General features: G+C 30.3%; 21 protein-coding genes. All 21 read left to right on the top strand.

All coding sequences use genetic code 11. The features are described 5' to 3' along the window. Window positions 1-72: 72 nt before the first annotated feature. The 21 genes from G525_RS0117110 (at window position 73) to G525_RS0117010 (ending at window position 15,560) form a co-directional block, all read left to right on the top strand. Window positions 73-324: a hypothetical protein gene (locus tag G525_RS0117110; RefSeq protein WP_027127236.1), complete on the top strand. Its 252-nt coding sequence runs from the start codon at window positions 73-75 to the stop codon at window positions 322-324. 393 nt (window positions 325-717) lie between these two features. Further along, on the top strand, window positions 718-1,113 hold the full coding sequence (locus G525_RS0117105) for a hypothetical protein (RefSeq protein ID WP_027127235.1): 396 nt from the start codon (window positions 718-720) through the stop codon (window positions 1,111-1,113). Then, complete coding sequence (locus G525_RS0117100) at window positions 1,106-1,489, top strand: hypothetical protein (protein WP_027127234.1); 384 nt, start codon at window positions 1,106-1,108, stop codon at window positions 1,487-1,489. Before G525_RS0117105 ends, G525_RS0117100 begins: the two co-directional genes overlap by 8 nt. 193 nt (window positions 1,490-1,682) lie before the next feature. After that, window positions 1,683-2,144: a hypothetical protein gene (locus G525_RS0117095; protein WP_245577818.1), complete on the top strand. Its 462-nt coding sequence runs from the start codon at window positions 1,683-1,685 to the stop codon at window positions 2,142-2,144. 145 nt (window positions 2,145-2,289) lie between these two features. Next, window positions 2,290-2,958, top strand: a complete 669-nt coding sequence (locus G525_RS21915; RefSeq protein WP_051209999.1) for a hypothetical protein — start codon at window positions 2,290-2,292, stop codon at window positions 2,956-2,958. Between the two features lie 2 nt (window positions 2,959-2,960). Continuing rightward, window positions 2,961-3,545: a hypothetical protein gene (locus G525_RS0117085; protein ID WP_027127232.1), complete on the top strand. Its 585-nt coding sequence runs from the start codon at window positions 2,961-2,963 to the stop codon at window positions 3,543-3,545. 169 nt (window positions 3,546-3,714) lie between these two features. Further along, window positions 3,715-4,359 carry a hypothetical protein gene (locus tag G525_RS0117080; RefSeq protein ID WP_027127231.1) on the top strand — a complete coding sequence of 215 codons (645 nt, stop codon included), beginning with the start codon at window positions 3,715-3,717 and terminating at the stop codon, window positions 4,357-4,359. 174 nt (window positions 4,360-4,533) lie between these two features. Further along, the gene (locus G525_RS22430; protein WP_051209998.1) at window positions 4,534-4,764 is read left to right on the top strand and encodes a hypothetical protein; all 231 of its coding nucleotides are present in this window, start codon (window positions 4,534-4,536) and stop codon (window positions 4,762-4,764) included. A 189-nt stretch (window positions 4,765-4,953) separates the two neighbouring features. Beyond that, window positions 4,954-5,343: a hypothetical protein gene (locus G525_RS0117070; protein ID WP_027127229.1), complete on the top strand. Its 390-nt coding sequence runs from the start codon at window positions 4,954-4,956 to the stop codon at window positions 5,341-5,343. Window positions 5,344-5,726: 383 nt separating this feature from the next. Then, entirely contained in the window at window positions 5,727-6,305 is a 579-nt protein-coding gene (locus G525_RS0117065; protein WP_027127228.1) for a hypothetical protein, read from the top strand. 655 nt (window positions 6,306-6,960) lie between these two features. Beyond that, window positions 6,961-7,440, top strand: a complete 480-nt coding sequence (locus G525_RS0117060) for a hypothetical protein (RefSeq protein ID WP_027127227.1) — start codon at window positions 6,961-6,963, stop codon at window positions 7,438-7,440. 222 nt (window positions 7,441-7,662) lie between these two features. Beyond that, on the top strand, window positions 7,663-8,376 hold the full coding sequence (locus G525_RS21335; protein WP_157491964.1) for a hypothetical protein: 714 nt from the start codon (window positions 7,663-7,665) through the stop codon (window positions 8,374-8,376). 244 nt (window positions 8,377-8,620) lie between these two features. Continuing rightward, window positions 8,621-9,775, top strand: coding sequence for a DUF3800 domain-containing protein (locus G525_RS0117050; RefSeq protein ID WP_169514457.1), 1,155 nt, complete (start codon window positions 8,621-8,623; stop codon window positions 9,773-9,775). 171 nt (window positions 9,776-9,946) lie between these two features. After that, window positions 9,947-10,879 (top strand): retropepsin-like aspartic protease, encoded by a 933-nt coding sequence (locus G525_RS0117045; RefSeq protein WP_027127225.1) that lies wholly within the window; start codon window positions 9,947-9,949, stop codon window positions 10,877-10,879. A 259-nt stretch (window positions 10,880-11,138) separates the two neighbouring features. Beyond that, the gene (locus G525_RS0117040) at window positions 11,139-11,489 is read left to right on the top strand and encodes a hypothetical protein (RefSeq protein WP_027127224.1); all 351 of its coding nucleotides are present in this window, start codon (window positions 11,139-11,141) and stop codon (window positions 11,487-11,489) included. A 40-nt stretch (window positions 11,490-11,529) separates the two neighbouring features. Continuing rightward, window positions 11,530-11,874: a hypothetical protein gene (locus tag G525_RS0117035; RefSeq protein ID WP_027127223.1), complete on the top strand. Its 345-nt coding sequence runs from the start codon at window positions 11,530-11,532 to the stop codon at window positions 11,872-11,874. A gap of 165 nt (window positions 11,875-12,039) precedes the next feature. Beyond that, a complete protein-coding gene (locus G525_RS0117030; RefSeq protein ID WP_027127222.1) occupies window positions 12,040-12,585 on the top strand; it encodes an HNH endonuclease in 546 nt (181 codons plus the stop codon). A 247-nt stretch (window positions 12,586-12,832) separates the two neighbouring features. Next, complete coding sequence (locus G525_RS0117025; RefSeq protein ID WP_027127221.1) at window positions 12,833-13,204, top strand: transposase; 372 nt, start codon at window positions 12,833-12,835, stop codon at window positions 13,202-13,204. Further along, on the top strand, window positions 13,204-14,055 hold the full coding sequence (locus tag G525_RS21330; protein ID WP_027127220.1) for an IS3 family transposase: 852 nt from the start codon (window positions 13,204-13,206) through the stop codon (window positions 14,053-14,055). Before G525_RS0117025 ends, G525_RS21330 begins: the two co-directional genes overlap by 1 nt. Window positions 14,056-14,107: 52 nt before the next feature. Beyond that, on the top strand, window positions 14,108-14,782 hold the full coding sequence (locus G525_RS0117015; protein WP_027127219.1) for a hypothetical protein: 675 nt from the start codon (window positions 14,108-14,110) through the stop codon (window positions 14,780-14,782). A gap of 229 nt (window positions 14,783-15,011) precedes the next feature. Then, complete coding sequence (locus tag G525_RS0117010; protein ID WP_027127218.1) at window positions 15,012-15,560, top strand: HNH endonuclease; 549 nt, start codon at window positions 15,012-15,014, stop codon at window positions 15,558-15,560. Window positions 15,561-15,696: the final 136 nt, after the last annotated feature.

Raw genomic sequence — 15,696 nt, 5'->3', positions numbered from 1 at the left:
TGCCTAAACACGCCACAGCTCATATACATAAACGTTGGCATTCATTGAGCAGAACCGTTAAAAATGAGACTTATGAGTAATTTAAAAGACATTAAATCGGAAATTGAAAAATATGCGAATGACTCAAATCTGACTGAATTACAAATTGTTGCGAAACTCGAAAAACACTACTTTGACAAAAAAGTAAACGAGAATTTAAAGTTGTATAAAAAAGGAAAGAAAAAAGTGAGCGAAATAACCAAAGACCTGAAAATATCGCCACGAAAATTTTACGGAATTTTAGAAAAGAAAAATATTGAACATAAGAAATATAAAAAAGAGTGATTTAAAACAGAACGTTTGACTTTTAGCTCGTTTGTGGAATCGGAAACTGAACTGAAAAGCAAAACCCGAATTGATTGCGGAATTTAGCCTGTTGCGGAATTACTCACTCAATCGGAATTGAAAAAGTTTGCGGAATAAAACGCTGACTGAATTTACTCAAACGCTCGAAAAATTAAAAAGGAATTTAGTCGAATAAGAATAAGTCGGAATGAAAAAACAACGAAATGCCAACACCGTGTATAATTAATGGCTGGTTCTCGCCTACTTACGAAAATCCTCGCGGATTTTCTATTCCGTTTTTATTTACTAATTTAGGTGCTTGAAACACGCCACTAATCATACACAAACACGTTGTGGTGCATTTGACAAACCAACAAAAAACATATTAAATATTTGAATTTAAGTAAATTAATAAACAAAGGATTGATTACGGTTTACGGACCTTTAGTTTCGTTTGTTATTATTTGTGGATTTACAGCAAATTGGATTACTTCAAACATTCTGAAATTGGAAAGGGCTGATTATATTGTTGCAATTACTGTTTTTATTGCAATTTGCATTGGTTGGATTTGGTGGAGTTTTAAAATCGTTAAATGGAAATATTGGGCTTTCTCAAAACTTACAGTTGACGAAATTTATGATTTATATATTAAAGCAATTGAATCTGGTCTGATTTGGAAAACTGGGAGTGTATTTAACAAAACTGAAATTTGGACTGAAAAAGACAAAATCAGATGGCAGAAAATTAATCCAGAAGTTAGAAAATTATTTGAGATAGAAGATGAATAAAATAACTCTTGAAACGGAATCTTATTTAGTTGAGGAAAGAGGAAATGAAAGATTTTTTCCTTTTTTGGAAATAGAGTATAATGAAACTATTATTTACGAAAATGAAATTCCAAAATATTATTTATCATTTTCAAGTGAATTAGAATCTGCTAACGGTTTTGGGAATTGGTTTATGGAAGAATTACAAAAGAAAGGAAATGACTTGAGCGGATTTATAGTTGAACTTGGAAAAAGTCTAAATCTCAATTGGGATGTTTTTTACACAGGTTTTGGAGAAATAATTGAAGACAGTTGGAATTCCGAAATTGTTGAACTAATTGAATTTAATGACAAACTGATAGAAAAATTAAAAACGACACCACAACAACGTATATAGCTCATAGCTAATTAGTTGATTAATCGAAGTTAAGGCATATTTGCAAAGTCGCCAAATTTTTAAATTTGACGATTTTAAATAAAAAAGATAAATAGTAAAATTTAAAAATCTGGCTTGTGCTTAAACCGAAAAGTTATCGCTAATTTACACGCTACGAGCCATATACAAGACCGTTGCCATTAATTTGAAAAAAATGACCAAACCAACAATAATTGTACTTCTAATTTTAATAATTTCAAGTTGTTCAAATAATAATCAAGCGGAAAATAAGAAAATAGAAATCGAAAATCTGCGCGCGGAAAATGATAGTTTGAAAAAAATTATTGCGGAAATAAATAACAAATATGTTTTTGACAGTATCTTTTTAAAAACCGTTAATAATCCAAAAAACACTCTTAAAACTGACTCTGAATATGAAATGGAAATTATGGTTTTAGGTTATAATCCAACGAAAAGTTATTTTGTAAAGTTCGATAGTCTTGTAAACGGTAAAAAAGTAAATCCTGATACTTTAATTCAGAAAAATGGAACGTTTTTCTTTAAGACCAAATTAACTGATGAATTGACAAAGGTTAAGGTAGATGTGAAAATAGAAAATGAATTTGGGCAAAATTATAAAGGAACATTAATGGATTTAATAAGAATAAAAAACTAATGGCAACACCGTGTATAAGTTATGGCTGGATCTGTGTCTACTTGGAAAATCCTGCGGATTTTCCTCAGGCAGTTGACTGTTTGTAATTTTCCGTGATATCACACGCCACAACTCATACACATAAACGTTGTACACAAGCTAAAAAATGAACAAACAACCAATAAATAAAGAAGTTACAGAAAAGGATTTAGAAGAAATCAACAAATCTTTTTTGGAACTCGAAAACAAAATAAAGGATGCTTGTAAACTGATTTTTTCACAAGAAACAGAGCAAAGTAAATTATTCAAATCAAGTCATTATATATTGTCAATTGCGAATAGAACAATCTCATTAAATCGTGCTTTTTTAACTTTAACTCAAGTAAATAATTATAGCACAGCCATTTCATTAATTAGATTACAAGTAGATTCGTGCTTAAGACTATTTGCATTAACTCTTGTGGACGATTGGCTAAATTTCTACAAAGATGTTGTTAATGGAAAGGAAATTAGGAATTTAAAAGACAGAGATGGAAATAAAATGACTGATTCATATTTAGTTGACAAATATGACAAGATTGATAACGGATTTAAATTGCTTTATAAAAATACTTGTGGTTTTGTACATTTTTCTAATTCTCACATAAAACTAAATACAAGAACAAAAGACGAAACCGAAGATACATTTAGAATGCAAATTTCGGTTGGAGATGCTGACCAACTTGAGATTTACGAAAAAGTAGATTATGGATTCAATATGTTAATGGTAGGAAAAAGCATTTACAAACAAATTAATAGCTATCAAAAAGCAATGAAAGAACATTGGCTTAATTAATTATGGAATTAAAAGACATTGTAAATATCGTTTTAGGAATTATTGCTTCAATTGGTGGTTCAGGAGTAATAATATGGTTTTTAGTTAAATTATTTGCAAATACTTTAGCTGATAAATACAAAGAAAAAATAAAACTCGGATTTGAAAAAGAACTCGAATCTTATAGAAATCAATTAGAAGTTTTAAAAGCAACTACCTTAAAATATAACGACAGACAGTTTGAACTTTATTTGGACTTATGGAAAAACCTACAAGAATTAAAGTTTTCCTGTCTCGACCTATGGAGTTTGGCTAATAAGCCCAATTTACAAAAGTTCAAGGAATCTCTAAAAAAGACAGATAGACAAATAGAAACTTCTTCAATATTAATTGAGTTAAATCATTACTCTGAATTACGAGAAATTATAAAAAACTTTAAAGAGTATGATTTTGGAAAACAACGACTTATTGAAAACAGAATTAACAACATTAACGAGGTTCAAATTGACGAAATGATTGAGTTCAATCGTGAAAGAAAAGACAAATGTTTAGAATTAATTGAACTCATTAAAACAGAAATACAAACAAAAATTAAAGGTGGAAATTAAAAAAAGCCAGTGTACAACACCGTATATAATTTATTGCTAGTTCCTGCTTACTTACGAAAATCCTCGAGGATTTTCTATTCGGTTTGTATTTGCTAAATTAGGTGCTTAAAACACGCAACAAACCATATACAAGACCGTTGCCACACATTTGAGAAAAATTCTACACATATTGCTAATTGCTATTACTTTGACTTCTTGCCAAAATGAAAAAAAGCTGAACGGAACTTGGATTTCTGCTTATGAATATGATGATAATGACAGCATAAGTTATGACCTGTCAGGAAAACCATTTAATCAAATATGGGAATTTAACGATGGAACATTGAAAATCCAAAAATATAAATATGACTTTTTTCACGAAGACATAAGTTCATTCAAATTCAAACTTAAAGGAAATAAATTCGTTATTAATGATAAAGAACCATACCTATCTGATATAATCGAACCAATAGAGAAAGATAGTTTTGTTTTAAGTAGTTTAAGTTATGGCAACTCAAAACTTGTATATAAAAAATTAGATGATTCACTAAAAAACAATTCAGCTGATTTTAAACTGACTGGGAATAAATATATACGGAATTTCAAAAAATGGACTGACACTATTCATTTTGTAAATGAATCTGTTTATACAAGTAGTGGTTGGACAATGGGAGATTCGGATTTAAAGTGGGAAAGAGTAAATTATAACGGATTTGATATATTATTTACTGATATTTATATTCCGTTCATTCTAAAAAAGAAAGTAGGAAATAAAATTTATGTCACAACATTTGACAAGCAGAAAGAGGATTATATTTTAGAACAAATTGAGTAAAAAAACGTGTGGCAACAACGTGTATAATTAATGCTTGCTTTTGTACTTTATTCAAAAATAATCTATCTTAACATCTGATTTGTTACAGTTGAAAATCCTAACAGATTTTCGCCGCACAAATCATACACAAACCGTTGGCAACAATTTAAAAGACAAACTTTAATAATTCGATGAATGGAAAAAATTTGGATAATAACAATAGCGATAGTATCTTTTTTAATATTAAATTTTCTTTTTTATAAAAGTCTTTATGATTATGTCAAAAAAGAAGTTGGTGAAAGAATGTGGAAGATTGGGATTGGAGGAAACAAATTTTATTTCTGGCAAAGTTCACTATTTTTTAGCACAGCAGGCACGGCCTTAATATTGTATATTTTAAAATGGACAAAAGTTTTGAATTTTTAGAAGTCTAAGAATATTCAAAAAGAGAAAAACCGTTGCCAATAATCGCAAACGGACTTTTGAGCAAGTTTATGCAGATGGACTTTACTCAAACGTAACAGCAGCGACGGACTTTCAACTTTGACGGAATAAAAACATTTGGTAATCCAACTATAGCGGTTTACTATGACGGAGAAAAATTGGGATTAATTTATGAAACTAAATTGTATTGAAATAAGGATTAACGATAATGAATTTGGCTGTCAAGTAACATTTTCTGAAAAAAAAGATTTAGGAGCAGAATCTGAAAAGATGTCTGTTGACGAAATAATAGAATCATTTGGCAGATATTTACTGTTGCAACGCTCATATTCAGAAGATGATTTTGACAATGATTATATTTACTATGAAACTCAGGATGAAAATTTTGCCGGTAAATTAACTGATTATGAAATAGTTTTATCAAAAAATCATTTTGAATTAAAGCTTAAAAATGGAGAAATAGAAATCTTAATTAATCCGACTGCAAAAGAATATTCAAAATTAAAGGAGAGGCTTCCAATATTGACAAATAATAGCGAGAAACTAATTATAAATGATTGAAATAACAGCAGTTGCAACCAACAATTTGAGAGAAATTTATGGCTGAAAAAGAAATGTATTCAGTCGAGAATTGACGGGACAAAATTGGCTAAGGTCAATGGAAAATCCCATAAAAACTATACTGATTTTGGCGAATTTGAAAGAGATTACGGATAAAAACTGTTGCCAACATTGGCTATAGCAAATAGGGCATAAAGTGCTGAATCCATTGGCTTGGGCGTGTTTTCGAACACCGCCAAATCTTTTGATTTGGCAATTCAGAAAAGAAAGATAATTACAAAATGCAAAAGCTTTGGCTATCGCTAGGCGGAAAGGCCGGTTCGTGCCGACCGCCCTACTTGCCATAGCCTAGACGTTGCCAACAAGCTAAAAAACGCTCTGAATTGAAAGCCAAACAAACTTATCTGAAAGGAAAATCAGTTTTTATAGTTTCATTACTTGTAATCGGAATTACAATTCTGACTGTTTATGTGACTGGAATAAATTACAATCGGAGTTTGACTTCTAATCTCTATTTGTCACTCGGAATTATAGCCACAGTATTATTCCTTTTTATGACTTATGGACTTTATATTGGAATTGGACTAATTAACAATTTTCCAAAATTTCGGAATTTCCAAACTGGCGATTTGGCCAGTGGTGCTTCGCCACATATCGATATGCCTTCAATTGATGTTGGAGATGGAATTGGAGGACTGATTTTATCAATACTATTATGGATTGCGATGTCAATCTTGTTTGTTGTATTGTTAATAGTACTGGAGGCAGTATTTTGGTTCTCACTTTTTATAATTTTATCAATGTTTTATTGGATTTTCTTTAGAGCATTGAAATTTGTTTTTAGCAAATCAAAAGACACAAAAGGAGATATTGGAATTTCGGCAGTTTACTCGCTGTCTTACACTCTACTCTATGTTGGTTGGATATTCGGAATTGTATATCTGACTGAAATATTAAAATAAAGCCAGTTGGCAACAACGGCTATAATTCAGCGTGGCTGAATTATTAAAATTTAACTATATTTATTCCAACAGGCTTTATTACGGTGGAAAGTACTCGCGTCCTTTCCACGCCGAAATTATAGCCAAAACGTTACCGCCCATTGGAAAAATCAAAACGGAAAAATATTTACCACAGAATTTATTCACGTGTTTAACCAACTTTATACTCGCGCGGATTTTGAAATGGACTTTACTCCCATTCTGAAAAAGACAGCTTACTGTTGCGATATTTTGACCATCGCCAGACGATGCTCACTCGCTTGGATTAATTAAAAATGAAACGGAAAACATATCTGCCAAAATATTTTTTAAATCTCGTTTATACGCATTTTTCAGCCGACTCAATACTCACGCGGATTTTGAAGTGAATTTTACTCTCATTCTGGAAAAGACAGCTTACTGTTGCGCCATTCTGCATCACCACACGGATTCTTACTCAAGCGGATTAATTAAAAATACAACGGGCGGTAACAACGGCTATAATTCAGCGTGGCTTCTGCCCTATTTTAAAATTTCATATATTTAATAGCTTAATTTCTCTGCGGACAATTCCTACGAAATTATCCACGCCGAAATTATAGCCAAAACGTTAGGGCAAATTTGAAAAAAAATCGAAATGGCTGAATTATTCGCAGAATTAATTGGAAACATTCTTTGTATAATTGAAGACCTCAAATTTTGGAAAAAGAAAAAAGCGCGTCGGAAATTTGAAAAAGAAAATAACCTTCCCAAAAAATTAATGATTAATCCAATATGGAAATTAGCAGGAATTTTTCTGATTTTCATAATTGTTGCAAGATTAGTAATTGGATATTTATTCTTTGCTGATTATGGAGCAACGAAAACTGCCGAAAAAATAGCGGAAATTGAACTGATTTTGGAAAAAGAAAAAAAAGAAATTGGAACTTACCCGACTGAATTAAAAAATATAATAAGAAACAATCCTTTGAGAAAAAACATCACTTTTGACCATTGGAAAAATGAATATTATTATAAACAACTCGAAAACGGACTTTCTTACGTCTTAATTTCAAAAGGTAAAGACGGAATTTTGAAAACAGAAGACGATATAAGCGGGAATAAAAACTTGCCCTAACATCGGCTATAATTCAGCGTGGCTGAATTATAAAAATTTAACTATATTTATTCTAACAGGCTTTGTTACGGTGGAAAGTACTCACGTCCTTTCCACGCCGAAATTATAGCCAAAACGTTAGCACAAATACGAAAAAAATTCCCGAACACCACTTAATCTATGTCTTTCGATGAAACATTATTGCAATTACGATTAATCGCTCGAAAGAAAGGTAAGTATGTAATGAAAAAATTATTTGATGACTATCTAACTGGAGCTTTTGATAAAAAAAGAACTGTTTCCTGTCTTTTATGTGGCTCGGAATCTAACATAACGAAAGAACACGTATTGCCGAAATGGGTGTTTGAAAATGACCCAAAACGGACTTTTACAACTGATGTTAATCAATTACCGCAGAAGTATATCGGAACGACATTACCTATGTGTTCGACTTGCAATACGGATATTCTAAACACGCTTGAACTTTACATTCAAAGAACAATTTCAGAAGTTGACCTAAAAACCAAATATTATAGTTCTGAAAACTGGGAAAACATAATAAGATGGCTTGAGACTATTGATTTTAAATTTCAGCTAATGGACATTACAACGAAATTTAGAGCTCACAAAGAGGCTGGATATATTCCCTTTTTAGCTGATTTCTCAATAGCGGAAATGCGAGACTTCTCAATTCGAACTATTCAATCCAAAGCCAGATTATCGTTAAAAAGGATTTCGACAAAGGACAAAAGTAAAAGAGCCAATTCCCTAATAGTTGGAACAACTAAAGTCAAAACATTTAATTATTTTCATAAATCTGGACAGTTCATACATCTTGAAATCCCTAAATACAATAAAGTCTTCTTTTATTTCTTTGAGAGAGAATTTGAGGACGATGACGATATAGAAACGGAAGTGATGGAATTAATTAAATCGGTTTATGAAGTAGATGAATAGACTGATTAAACATTCGGAATAAGTACTTGTGCTAACAGTGTATAAAAAACATAGGGCGTTTGTGCTAAACCAAAAGGTCAGTGAATATTAACAAAGTCCGCTAAATATAAAATTTAGCATTTAAGAGAAAAAATAAAAGCAAAATATTTATATTTAGCTAAGTAATAAACCGAAACGAAAATGCTTATCACCTGCCCTACGTTTCTTATACTTAACGTTGCCCACAATTAAAAAAACGAACTATTTGACAAAGATTTTAGCACATATTGATGAGTTTGGAACTAATTCAATACAAGTTCATAAAGATGGAGTTTCATCTCATTTCTTAATTTGTGCAACTTTAATTAAAGAAGAAAATCTTGTTTCTGGACAAAAAATAATTGACCAAGTTCGAAAAACTCATTTTCAAAATAGTGAAATAAAATCTTCAAAAGTTAAAAGAGCTCATCACGCAAGAAGATTAACGATTCTTAATGATTTAAATGAAATTGACTTTACAATTTATGTCATAGTAGTTGACAAAAAAGAAATTGATTCAGAAGGTTTGAGTATTAAACAATCTTTTTACAAATATTTTAATAAACTATTAGTAACTGATTTAAATAGGATAAATAGTAAAATTACGTTTATAGCTGACCAAATTGGAACTGCTGAATATCAAAAAAGCTTTCAGAAATATATTGAAAATGAAGTTACTCAATATGACTTGTTCAATGAAACTAAACTATTCGAATTTAGTGATAGTAAAGAAAATAATTTAGTCCAATTAAGTGATTTTATTGTTGGAAGTTTAGCTAAATGCTTTGATACAAAACATTTTCAAGAACATTCATCTGATTATCTTAAATTATTAAAAGATAAACTTAATGTAAGATTTTGGCCAAATAACGTTGGTAATTACCTAAGAACTGATAAAGAAACCGAAAATTTTGACCCAAAAATAGCTGAACTTTCTCTTAATTTAGTAAAAGATTATATTGCTAAGAATGAAAAAAAAGTTGAAACTGATATAACTGCTCAAATCTATCTACTAAAGTATTTAATGCTTATTCAAAAAGTTAGTCCTCATTATTTTATACAAACACACGAATTAATGGACAAACTTAAAAATGAAATTGGATTGGAATATTCTGTAAGACTTTTTAGAAAAAACATTATTGGGAATTTAAGAGATAATAATGTAATTATTGTTAGTTCAAATAGTGGTGGATATAAATTACCAGTGAACAAATCTGATTTAACTGAATTTGTAAATCGTTATAATAGTATTTTACAACCAATGCTTTCAAGAATGAAAAAATGTAGAGATTCAATATTATTAGGAAGTATGAATGAAATTGATATTTTGGAATATCCAGAATATGAATCTCTAAAAGAAATAATTGAACTGAAAAAATAACTGTGGGCAACACCGTATATAATTTATTGCTAGTTCTAGCCTACTTACGAAAATCCTCGCGGATTTTCTATTCGGTTTGTATTTGCTAAATTAGGTGCTTAAAACACGCAACAAACCATATACAAACACGTTGTGCGTAAGCTAAAAAACTGAATCTAAAAATTGAAAAATATGAAGTTAACAAGGGTATTTATTTATTTAATAACAATTATCTTAATTAGTAGCTGTTCAGTCAATAAGGCCGCAAAATATCTTAAAGAAGGAGAAACAGCTGAAGAAAACTATAAAGTTACTTTACCTTTCGAAATAAGAAATGGCTATATAATTGTACAAGCAAACATAAAAAATAAGGATTATAATTTTATTTTAGACACAGGAACACCGAGTCTTGTATCAAAAAAACTTGCAGAAAAATTAAATTTGAAAATTATTGATTCGGTAAAAGCGTCTGATGTTTTTAATCAAAAACAAGCAAATAAATATACAAAAATAGAAAAAGTCAAAATTGGAACTTTAGATTTTGTTGATACAGTGGCCTTAATAAATGACTTTAATTCTATACCGATGTGGTCTTCTTTAAATATTGATGGGTTTATCGGAGCAAATTTAATGCAACACGCTATTTGGGATATTGATTTTGGTAAAAAACAAATTACAATAACTGATAATGAGTCAAAATTAAACTTACCCAAAGAAATTATTGAAAACAAGTTATTTATTGGTGTTGCAGGAGTACCTTCTATTGCTTGTAAAATGAACGGAAAAAAAGTTTGGAATTTTACTGTAGATTTTGGATATAACGGAGGAATAGTAATGCCATTTACCGAATTTGAAAAGCAAATAGAAAATGGTCAAATTTTAGATTTCAAAAAATTTAAAACTTACGCTACTGTTGGAATTTATGGAGGTCAGGATGTAAAAAGGGAATCTTACAAAGGGACAATTAATGATATTGAATTCGGAAACACTACTCTAAAAAACGAAAAAGTATATTCAGAGCAATATTTGGGTAAAAGATTTGGTTCAGCTTTTTTTAGTAATTATCGTGTTATTCTAAATTGGAATAGTAAAAAAATAAAGTTAATAGAAACAAACTTGGAATAAAAGCCTACGCACAACAAAGTATATAGCTCATAGCTAATTAGTTACTTAATCAAAGTTGAGGCATATTTGGAAAGTCGCCAAATTTTTAAATTTGACGATTTCCAATAAAAAAGATAAATAGTAAAATTTAAAAATCTGGCTTGTGCTTAATCCGAACAAATACCTCTAATTTGCACGCTACGAGCCATATACAGAGACGTTGTAAACAATGCCGAAAAGCAGTACGCATTTGAAAAATCATAGATAGAAAATCGGAATTATGGAAATATCAGAGAGCGAAAAAAAAGAACTTGACAAATTGAAAATTGGAAAATTAGTTAAGAATACAATATCTATAATTTTGGAAAAGGATTTAATTTCTGAAAATGAAATTCAAAATTTACTGAAAAAAGATTACTCTAAATTTACTTTTAACGTAATCTTCCCTATTCTAAAAAAAGTGGACAAAAAAATATCTCTGAAAGAAAACGGATTGATAAATGGAAATCCGAGATATTATGCAAAACCGATTGAAAACCGAGAAACTGAATATCTTCTGACAAATGAATGGAAAGAATATAATAGAGAGGATTTTATGAATTGGTTAAAAAGAAAAGTATCTGATTTATAAGCACAATTGTAAACAATGCTGAAAAACCACTCTTGCGGAAATGAATATTGATGAATTGACAAAAAATATCAGAAAAATATCATCTGAAAAAAATGTTCAAGAATTAGCGGAATTTATCCAAAAATGGAAAACTAACGAACAAAATGCTCTTGAATTAAAAGAAAATGTTGAACGGTATCTTGGAAATGCGTGGATTGACAAAAAAGCGGATTTTGAAAAAGTTTACGGAATATGGTCGGAATTTAGAGACTCTGCAATTAACGGAATTGGAGGAATGACAATGAACGAAAGATTTTATTTATTCGGACTTTTTGATTTATATGAAAAAGCACCAAATAATGCGAAAAAAGAAAAATTTTACACGAAATTAATGGCGAAAAAATAAAAGCACAGTTTACAACACTGTATATAATTTATTGCTTGGTTCTAGCCTACTTACGAAAATCCTCGCGGATTTTCTTTGTCCGTAATTATTTACTAACTTAGTTGCTTAACCACGCAACAAACCATATACAAACACGTTACCCAACATTTAAGACAAACATCGAGAATGATACGAAATTATTGGAATGAAGAATGGAAAAAGATTGTATTTGATGACAAGATTTCTGAAAATGAAAAATTTAAAATATCAAATTACGGTAGAATTATAAATTGTAAAACTGACGAGGAATTTTTGGTTAAAAAATACTTTATAAACGGATATCAGAATTTACCAGTAAAACAAAAAAGGAACGGAAAACAGACCAGCAGATACGTACACAAACTTGTTGCGGAACATTTTCTAGAAAAAAATGACGGAATCTGTGTTATTCATCTGAACTATGACAAAACCGACAATCGAATAGAAAATCTAAAATGGGCTACGAAAAGAGAAAAGGAATTACATCAATTCAGCCATCCACATTGGAACGAAATCGTTAAAAAAAGGAGCAAAAATATTGGTAAACTGAATGCAGGAAAAGTAAAAATTATCAAACGCCAATTAAAAAATAAAAATAACAGGCTGAAAATGATTGCTAAACGTTTTGGAGTTTCTGATATGCAAATACACAGAATAAAAACAGGCGAAAATTGGAGTTCTGTAACTGAATAAAAAACGTTGGGTAACAACGTATATAGCTCATAGCTAGTCATTTACTTAAATGAAGTTAAGGCATATTTGCTAGTCCGCCAAATTTTTTAATTTGGCTTATTGAGAAAAAAGATAATAAGAAAATTAAAAAATTCGGCTTGTGCTTAACCGAAAATTTATTGCTAATTTGCACGCTACGAGCCATATACAATACCGTTAGCAAACATATTGACCCGTCCTGAAATAAGGCTACATAATTTTAAACATTATGTATAGAAATGACAAAGTAATTAGACGTTACAGTGAACCTTTTAAATTAAAAATTTTAGCCGAGCTTACCATCGGAAAACACACAAAGAGCGAACTTTGTAAGCTCTACTCTATTGCACCTACAACAGTGAATGTGTGGATTAAAAAGTACAATCGTAAAGACTTAATGAACACCAGAGTAAAAGTGGAAACAAAAGACGAAATATCAAGAATTAAAGCACTTCAAAAAGAGATTGAACAGCTTAAGAAACTGCTACTTAAAAAGGATCTCGATGCTATGGTAGAAGAATCTTATCTAGAAGTAGCTGCTGAAGATCTTGGTTTTAAATCTATTGCTGAACTAAAAAAAAAGTTAAGTATAAAGCCTTAATAAAAGCTAAAGAGAAATCTAAGGGATTTGCTTCTTTAACGACTATAACCCATTGTTTTGGGCTTAAACGTAATGCATATTATAAATTCAAAGCTAGAGCTGATAACCGTTTAAGACTAGAACAACAGATTCTAAACATCGTTAGAAAAAGACGCAAATCCCTTCCTAGAGAAGGTGTTCGTAAACTTATTAAATCTTTAGATGTAGATTTTACTAAAGCCAATATTAAAATCGGTAGAGACACTCTTTTCAATGTGCTTAGAAAACATCAAATGCTGACACTTAGAAAGAAAACCAGTGCTAGAACTACGAACTCTTATCATCGTTTTTATAAATATAACAACATCATAAAAGACGTAAAAATCAATAGAGCTAACCAAGTTTGGGTTAGTGACATAACTTATATTAGAACCCTAAAAGGCTTTTGTTATCTGGCTTTAATAACAGACATGCACTCCAGGAAAATAGTTGGCTATGATATTAGTGATAGCTTGGAATTAAAAGGATGTGTAAGAGCGCTTAATAAGGCCATATATCAAGCCAAGAACATTAAACAGCTTATACACCATTCAGACAGAGGAATACAATATTGTAGCAATGTATACACACAAATACTCAAAAGAAAAAAGATAGATATTAGTATGACCGAAGAAAATCATTGTTACGAAAACGCAATGGCAGAACGTGTAAATGGAATTTTAAAAGATGAATTTTATTTAGATCAAACCTTTGATAACGTGAGTCACGCAAAGAGAGCTGCAAAAAATGCAATTAATTTATACAATGAAGTAAGATTACATTTATCTTTAGATTATAAAACACCTAATATGGTATATAAATTATCAGCTTAATTCAATTTTAACCTGTAGCCATATTTCAGGACAAGACATATAAGACATACCAATGAAAACTTTAAAAATATTTTTGATTTTATTGGTAGTTTACGGTTGTTCAAATCGTAAACAAATAGTCGAGTTTGAAGAAATTTTAGGTCAAAAAAATAGTGAAACCCTCAATTCAATGGTGTCTGAGTTTGAGATAAGTTTTTTAAATAAAAAATATCCCAATTCTTCCGTTAAACAAGCCTATAAAGAATATTTATCTGACATTGAATCGAATATTTCTGGAGATTGGGAAAGGCCACCTGAAAACAATATAGAAAGGTTTAATAAAAGTGAACTAAAGGAAGTTATTTATGGCATACCCGATTCTATTTGGATAATACAAAGCAATTATAAATCTAGAACCAAATACAAAGTGAGAATAAAGTATTTGGATTCAAAGAATGAGTTCCAAATCGGCACTTTAGAATCTTCAATTCCAAAGGTCAGAAATGAAGACTCTTTAGTTAAAGCGCTTAAAAATAATTATGATATTAACTACTTTGGTAAGTATCGTAAAGCTCTGTATTCTGTCTCGGATAAAAATGTTTTCGTGAAAGAATATCTAAAAATTACTCAAGATGTTGGAACGTTAGACCCTAGAATGGTAGCTTATAAAATGTTAATTGCTGATTTGGATTTTGGTAATTACTTTACGAAACGAATGATTATAACCGAAATCGCATATCGATTATAAAAATACATTTGCTAACACTGTATAAAAAAAATAGGGCAATTAGGTGCTAAACTAAATGATTCAGGTTTATTTGCGAGGTCGCCAAATCTTTTGATTTGGCTTTTAGAAGAAAAATATAAAACAAAATGCAAAAGATTTGGCTTGTGGATAATCCGAAAGGTAATTGCTTATTTACAGCCCTACTTCTTTTATACTAAACGTTGTAGTGCATTTGAGAAAAACATTTAGGATGATAAGAAACTATTGGAAAGAGGAATGGAAAAGGGTCAAATTTGACGATGGAATTGCGGAAAATGAACAGTTCAAAATCTCAAATTACGGACGAATTTTAAACTGTAAAAACGAAACCGAATTTGAAGTTAAAAAATCATACATCAACGGATATCAAAATCTTCCGCTAAAACAAAAACGGAACGGAAAATCGACCAGCAGATACGTCCACAAACTTGTGGCTGAACATTTTCTTGAGCGGAACGACGGAATTTATGTCATCCACCTGAATTACGACAAAACCGACAATCGAGTGGAAAACTTAAAATGGGCAACCAAAAGAGAAAAAGAACTTCATCAATTTAACAATCCGAATTGGGAAGAAATCGTTGAAAAAAGAAGTAAAAACATTGGTAAATTAAACGAGGGTAAAGTAAAAATTATAAAACGCCAATTAAAGAATAAAAGAACTCGAATAAATATGATTGCAAAACGTTTTGGAGTATCCGACACACAAATTCATAGGATAAAAAAAGGAGAGAATTGGAGTTCAGTAACCGAATATTAAAAAACGCACTACAACACCGTATATAATTTATTGCTAGTTATAGCCTACTTACGAAAATCCTCGCGGATTTTCTATTCGGTTTTTATTTGCTAAATTAGGTGCTTAAACCACGCAACAAACCATATACAATCACGTT

Source organism: Gelidibacter mesophilus DSM 14095 (assembly GCF_000423005.1).
GTDB lineage: Bacteria > Bacteroidota > Bacteroidia > Flavobacteriales > Flavobacteriaceae > Gelidibacter > Gelidibacter mesophilus.
This window is presented reverse-complemented; position numbering and strand designations above follow the sequence as displayed.

Excerpts from the sequence above, each read along its gene's own strand:
- G525_RS21335 (WP_157491964.1), top strand. The coding sequence starts at position 7,663 with ATGAAAAAATTATTTGATGACTATCTAACTGGAGCTTTTGATAAAAAA.
- G525_RS0117070 (WP_027127229.1), top strand. The coding sequence starts at position 4,954 with ATGAAACTAAATTGTATTGAAATAAGGATTAACGATAATGAATTTGGC.
- G525_RS0117030 (WP_027127222.1), top strand. The coding sequence starts at position 12,040 with ATGATACGAAATTATTGGAATGAAGAATGGAAAAAGATTGTATTTGAT.
- G525_RS0117025 (WP_027127221.1), top strand. The coding sequence starts at position 12,833 with ATGTATAGAAATGACAAAGTAATTAGACGTTACAGTGAACCTTTTAAA.
- G525_RS0117110 (WP_027127236.1), top strand. The coding sequence starts at position 73 with ATGAGTAATTTAAAAGACATTAAATCGGAAATTGAAAAATATGCGAAT.
- G525_RS21915 (WP_051209999.1), top strand. The coding sequence starts at position 2,290 with ATGAACAAACAACCAATAAATAAAGAAGTTACAGAAAAGGATTTAGAA.
- G525_RS0117100 (WP_027127234.1), top strand. The coding sequence starts at position 1,106 with ATGAATAAAATAACTCTTGAAACGGAATCTTATTTAGTTGAGGAAAGA.
- G525_RS0117035 (WP_027127223.1), top strand. The coding sequence starts at position 11,530 with ATGAATATTGATGAATTGACAAAAAATATCAGAAAAATATCATCTGAA.
- G525_RS0117015 (WP_027127219.1), top strand. The coding sequence starts at position 14,108 with ATGAAAACTTTAAAAATATTTTTGATTTTATTGGTAGTTTACGGTTGT.
- G525_RS0117040 (WP_027127224.1), top strand. The coding sequence starts at position 11,139 with ATGGAAATATCAGAGAGCGAAAAAAAAGAACTTGACAAATTGAAAATT.
- G525_RS0117060 (WP_027127227.1), top strand. The coding sequence starts at position 6,961 with ATGGCTGAATTATTCGCAGAATTAATTGGAAACATTCTTTGTATAATT.
- G525_RS0117085 (WP_027127232.1), top strand. The coding sequence starts at position 2,961 with ATGGAATTAAAAGACATTGTAAATATCGTTTTAGGAATTATTGCTTCA.
- G525_RS22430 (WP_051209998.1), top strand. The coding sequence starts at position 4,534 with ATGGAAAAAATTTGGATAATAACAATAGCGATAGTATCTTTTTTAATA.
- G525_RS0117010 (WP_027127218.1), top strand. The coding sequence starts at position 15,012 with ATGATAAGAAACTATTGGAAAGAGGAATGGAAAAGGGTCAAATTTGAC.
- G525_RS0117095 (WP_245577818.1), top strand. The coding sequence starts at position 1,683 with ATGACCAAACCAACAATAATTGTACTTCTAATTTTAATAATTTCAAGT.
- G525_RS0117045 (WP_027127225.1), top strand. The coding sequence starts at position 9,947 with ATGAAGTTAACAAGGGTATTTATTTATTTAATAACAATTATCTTAATT.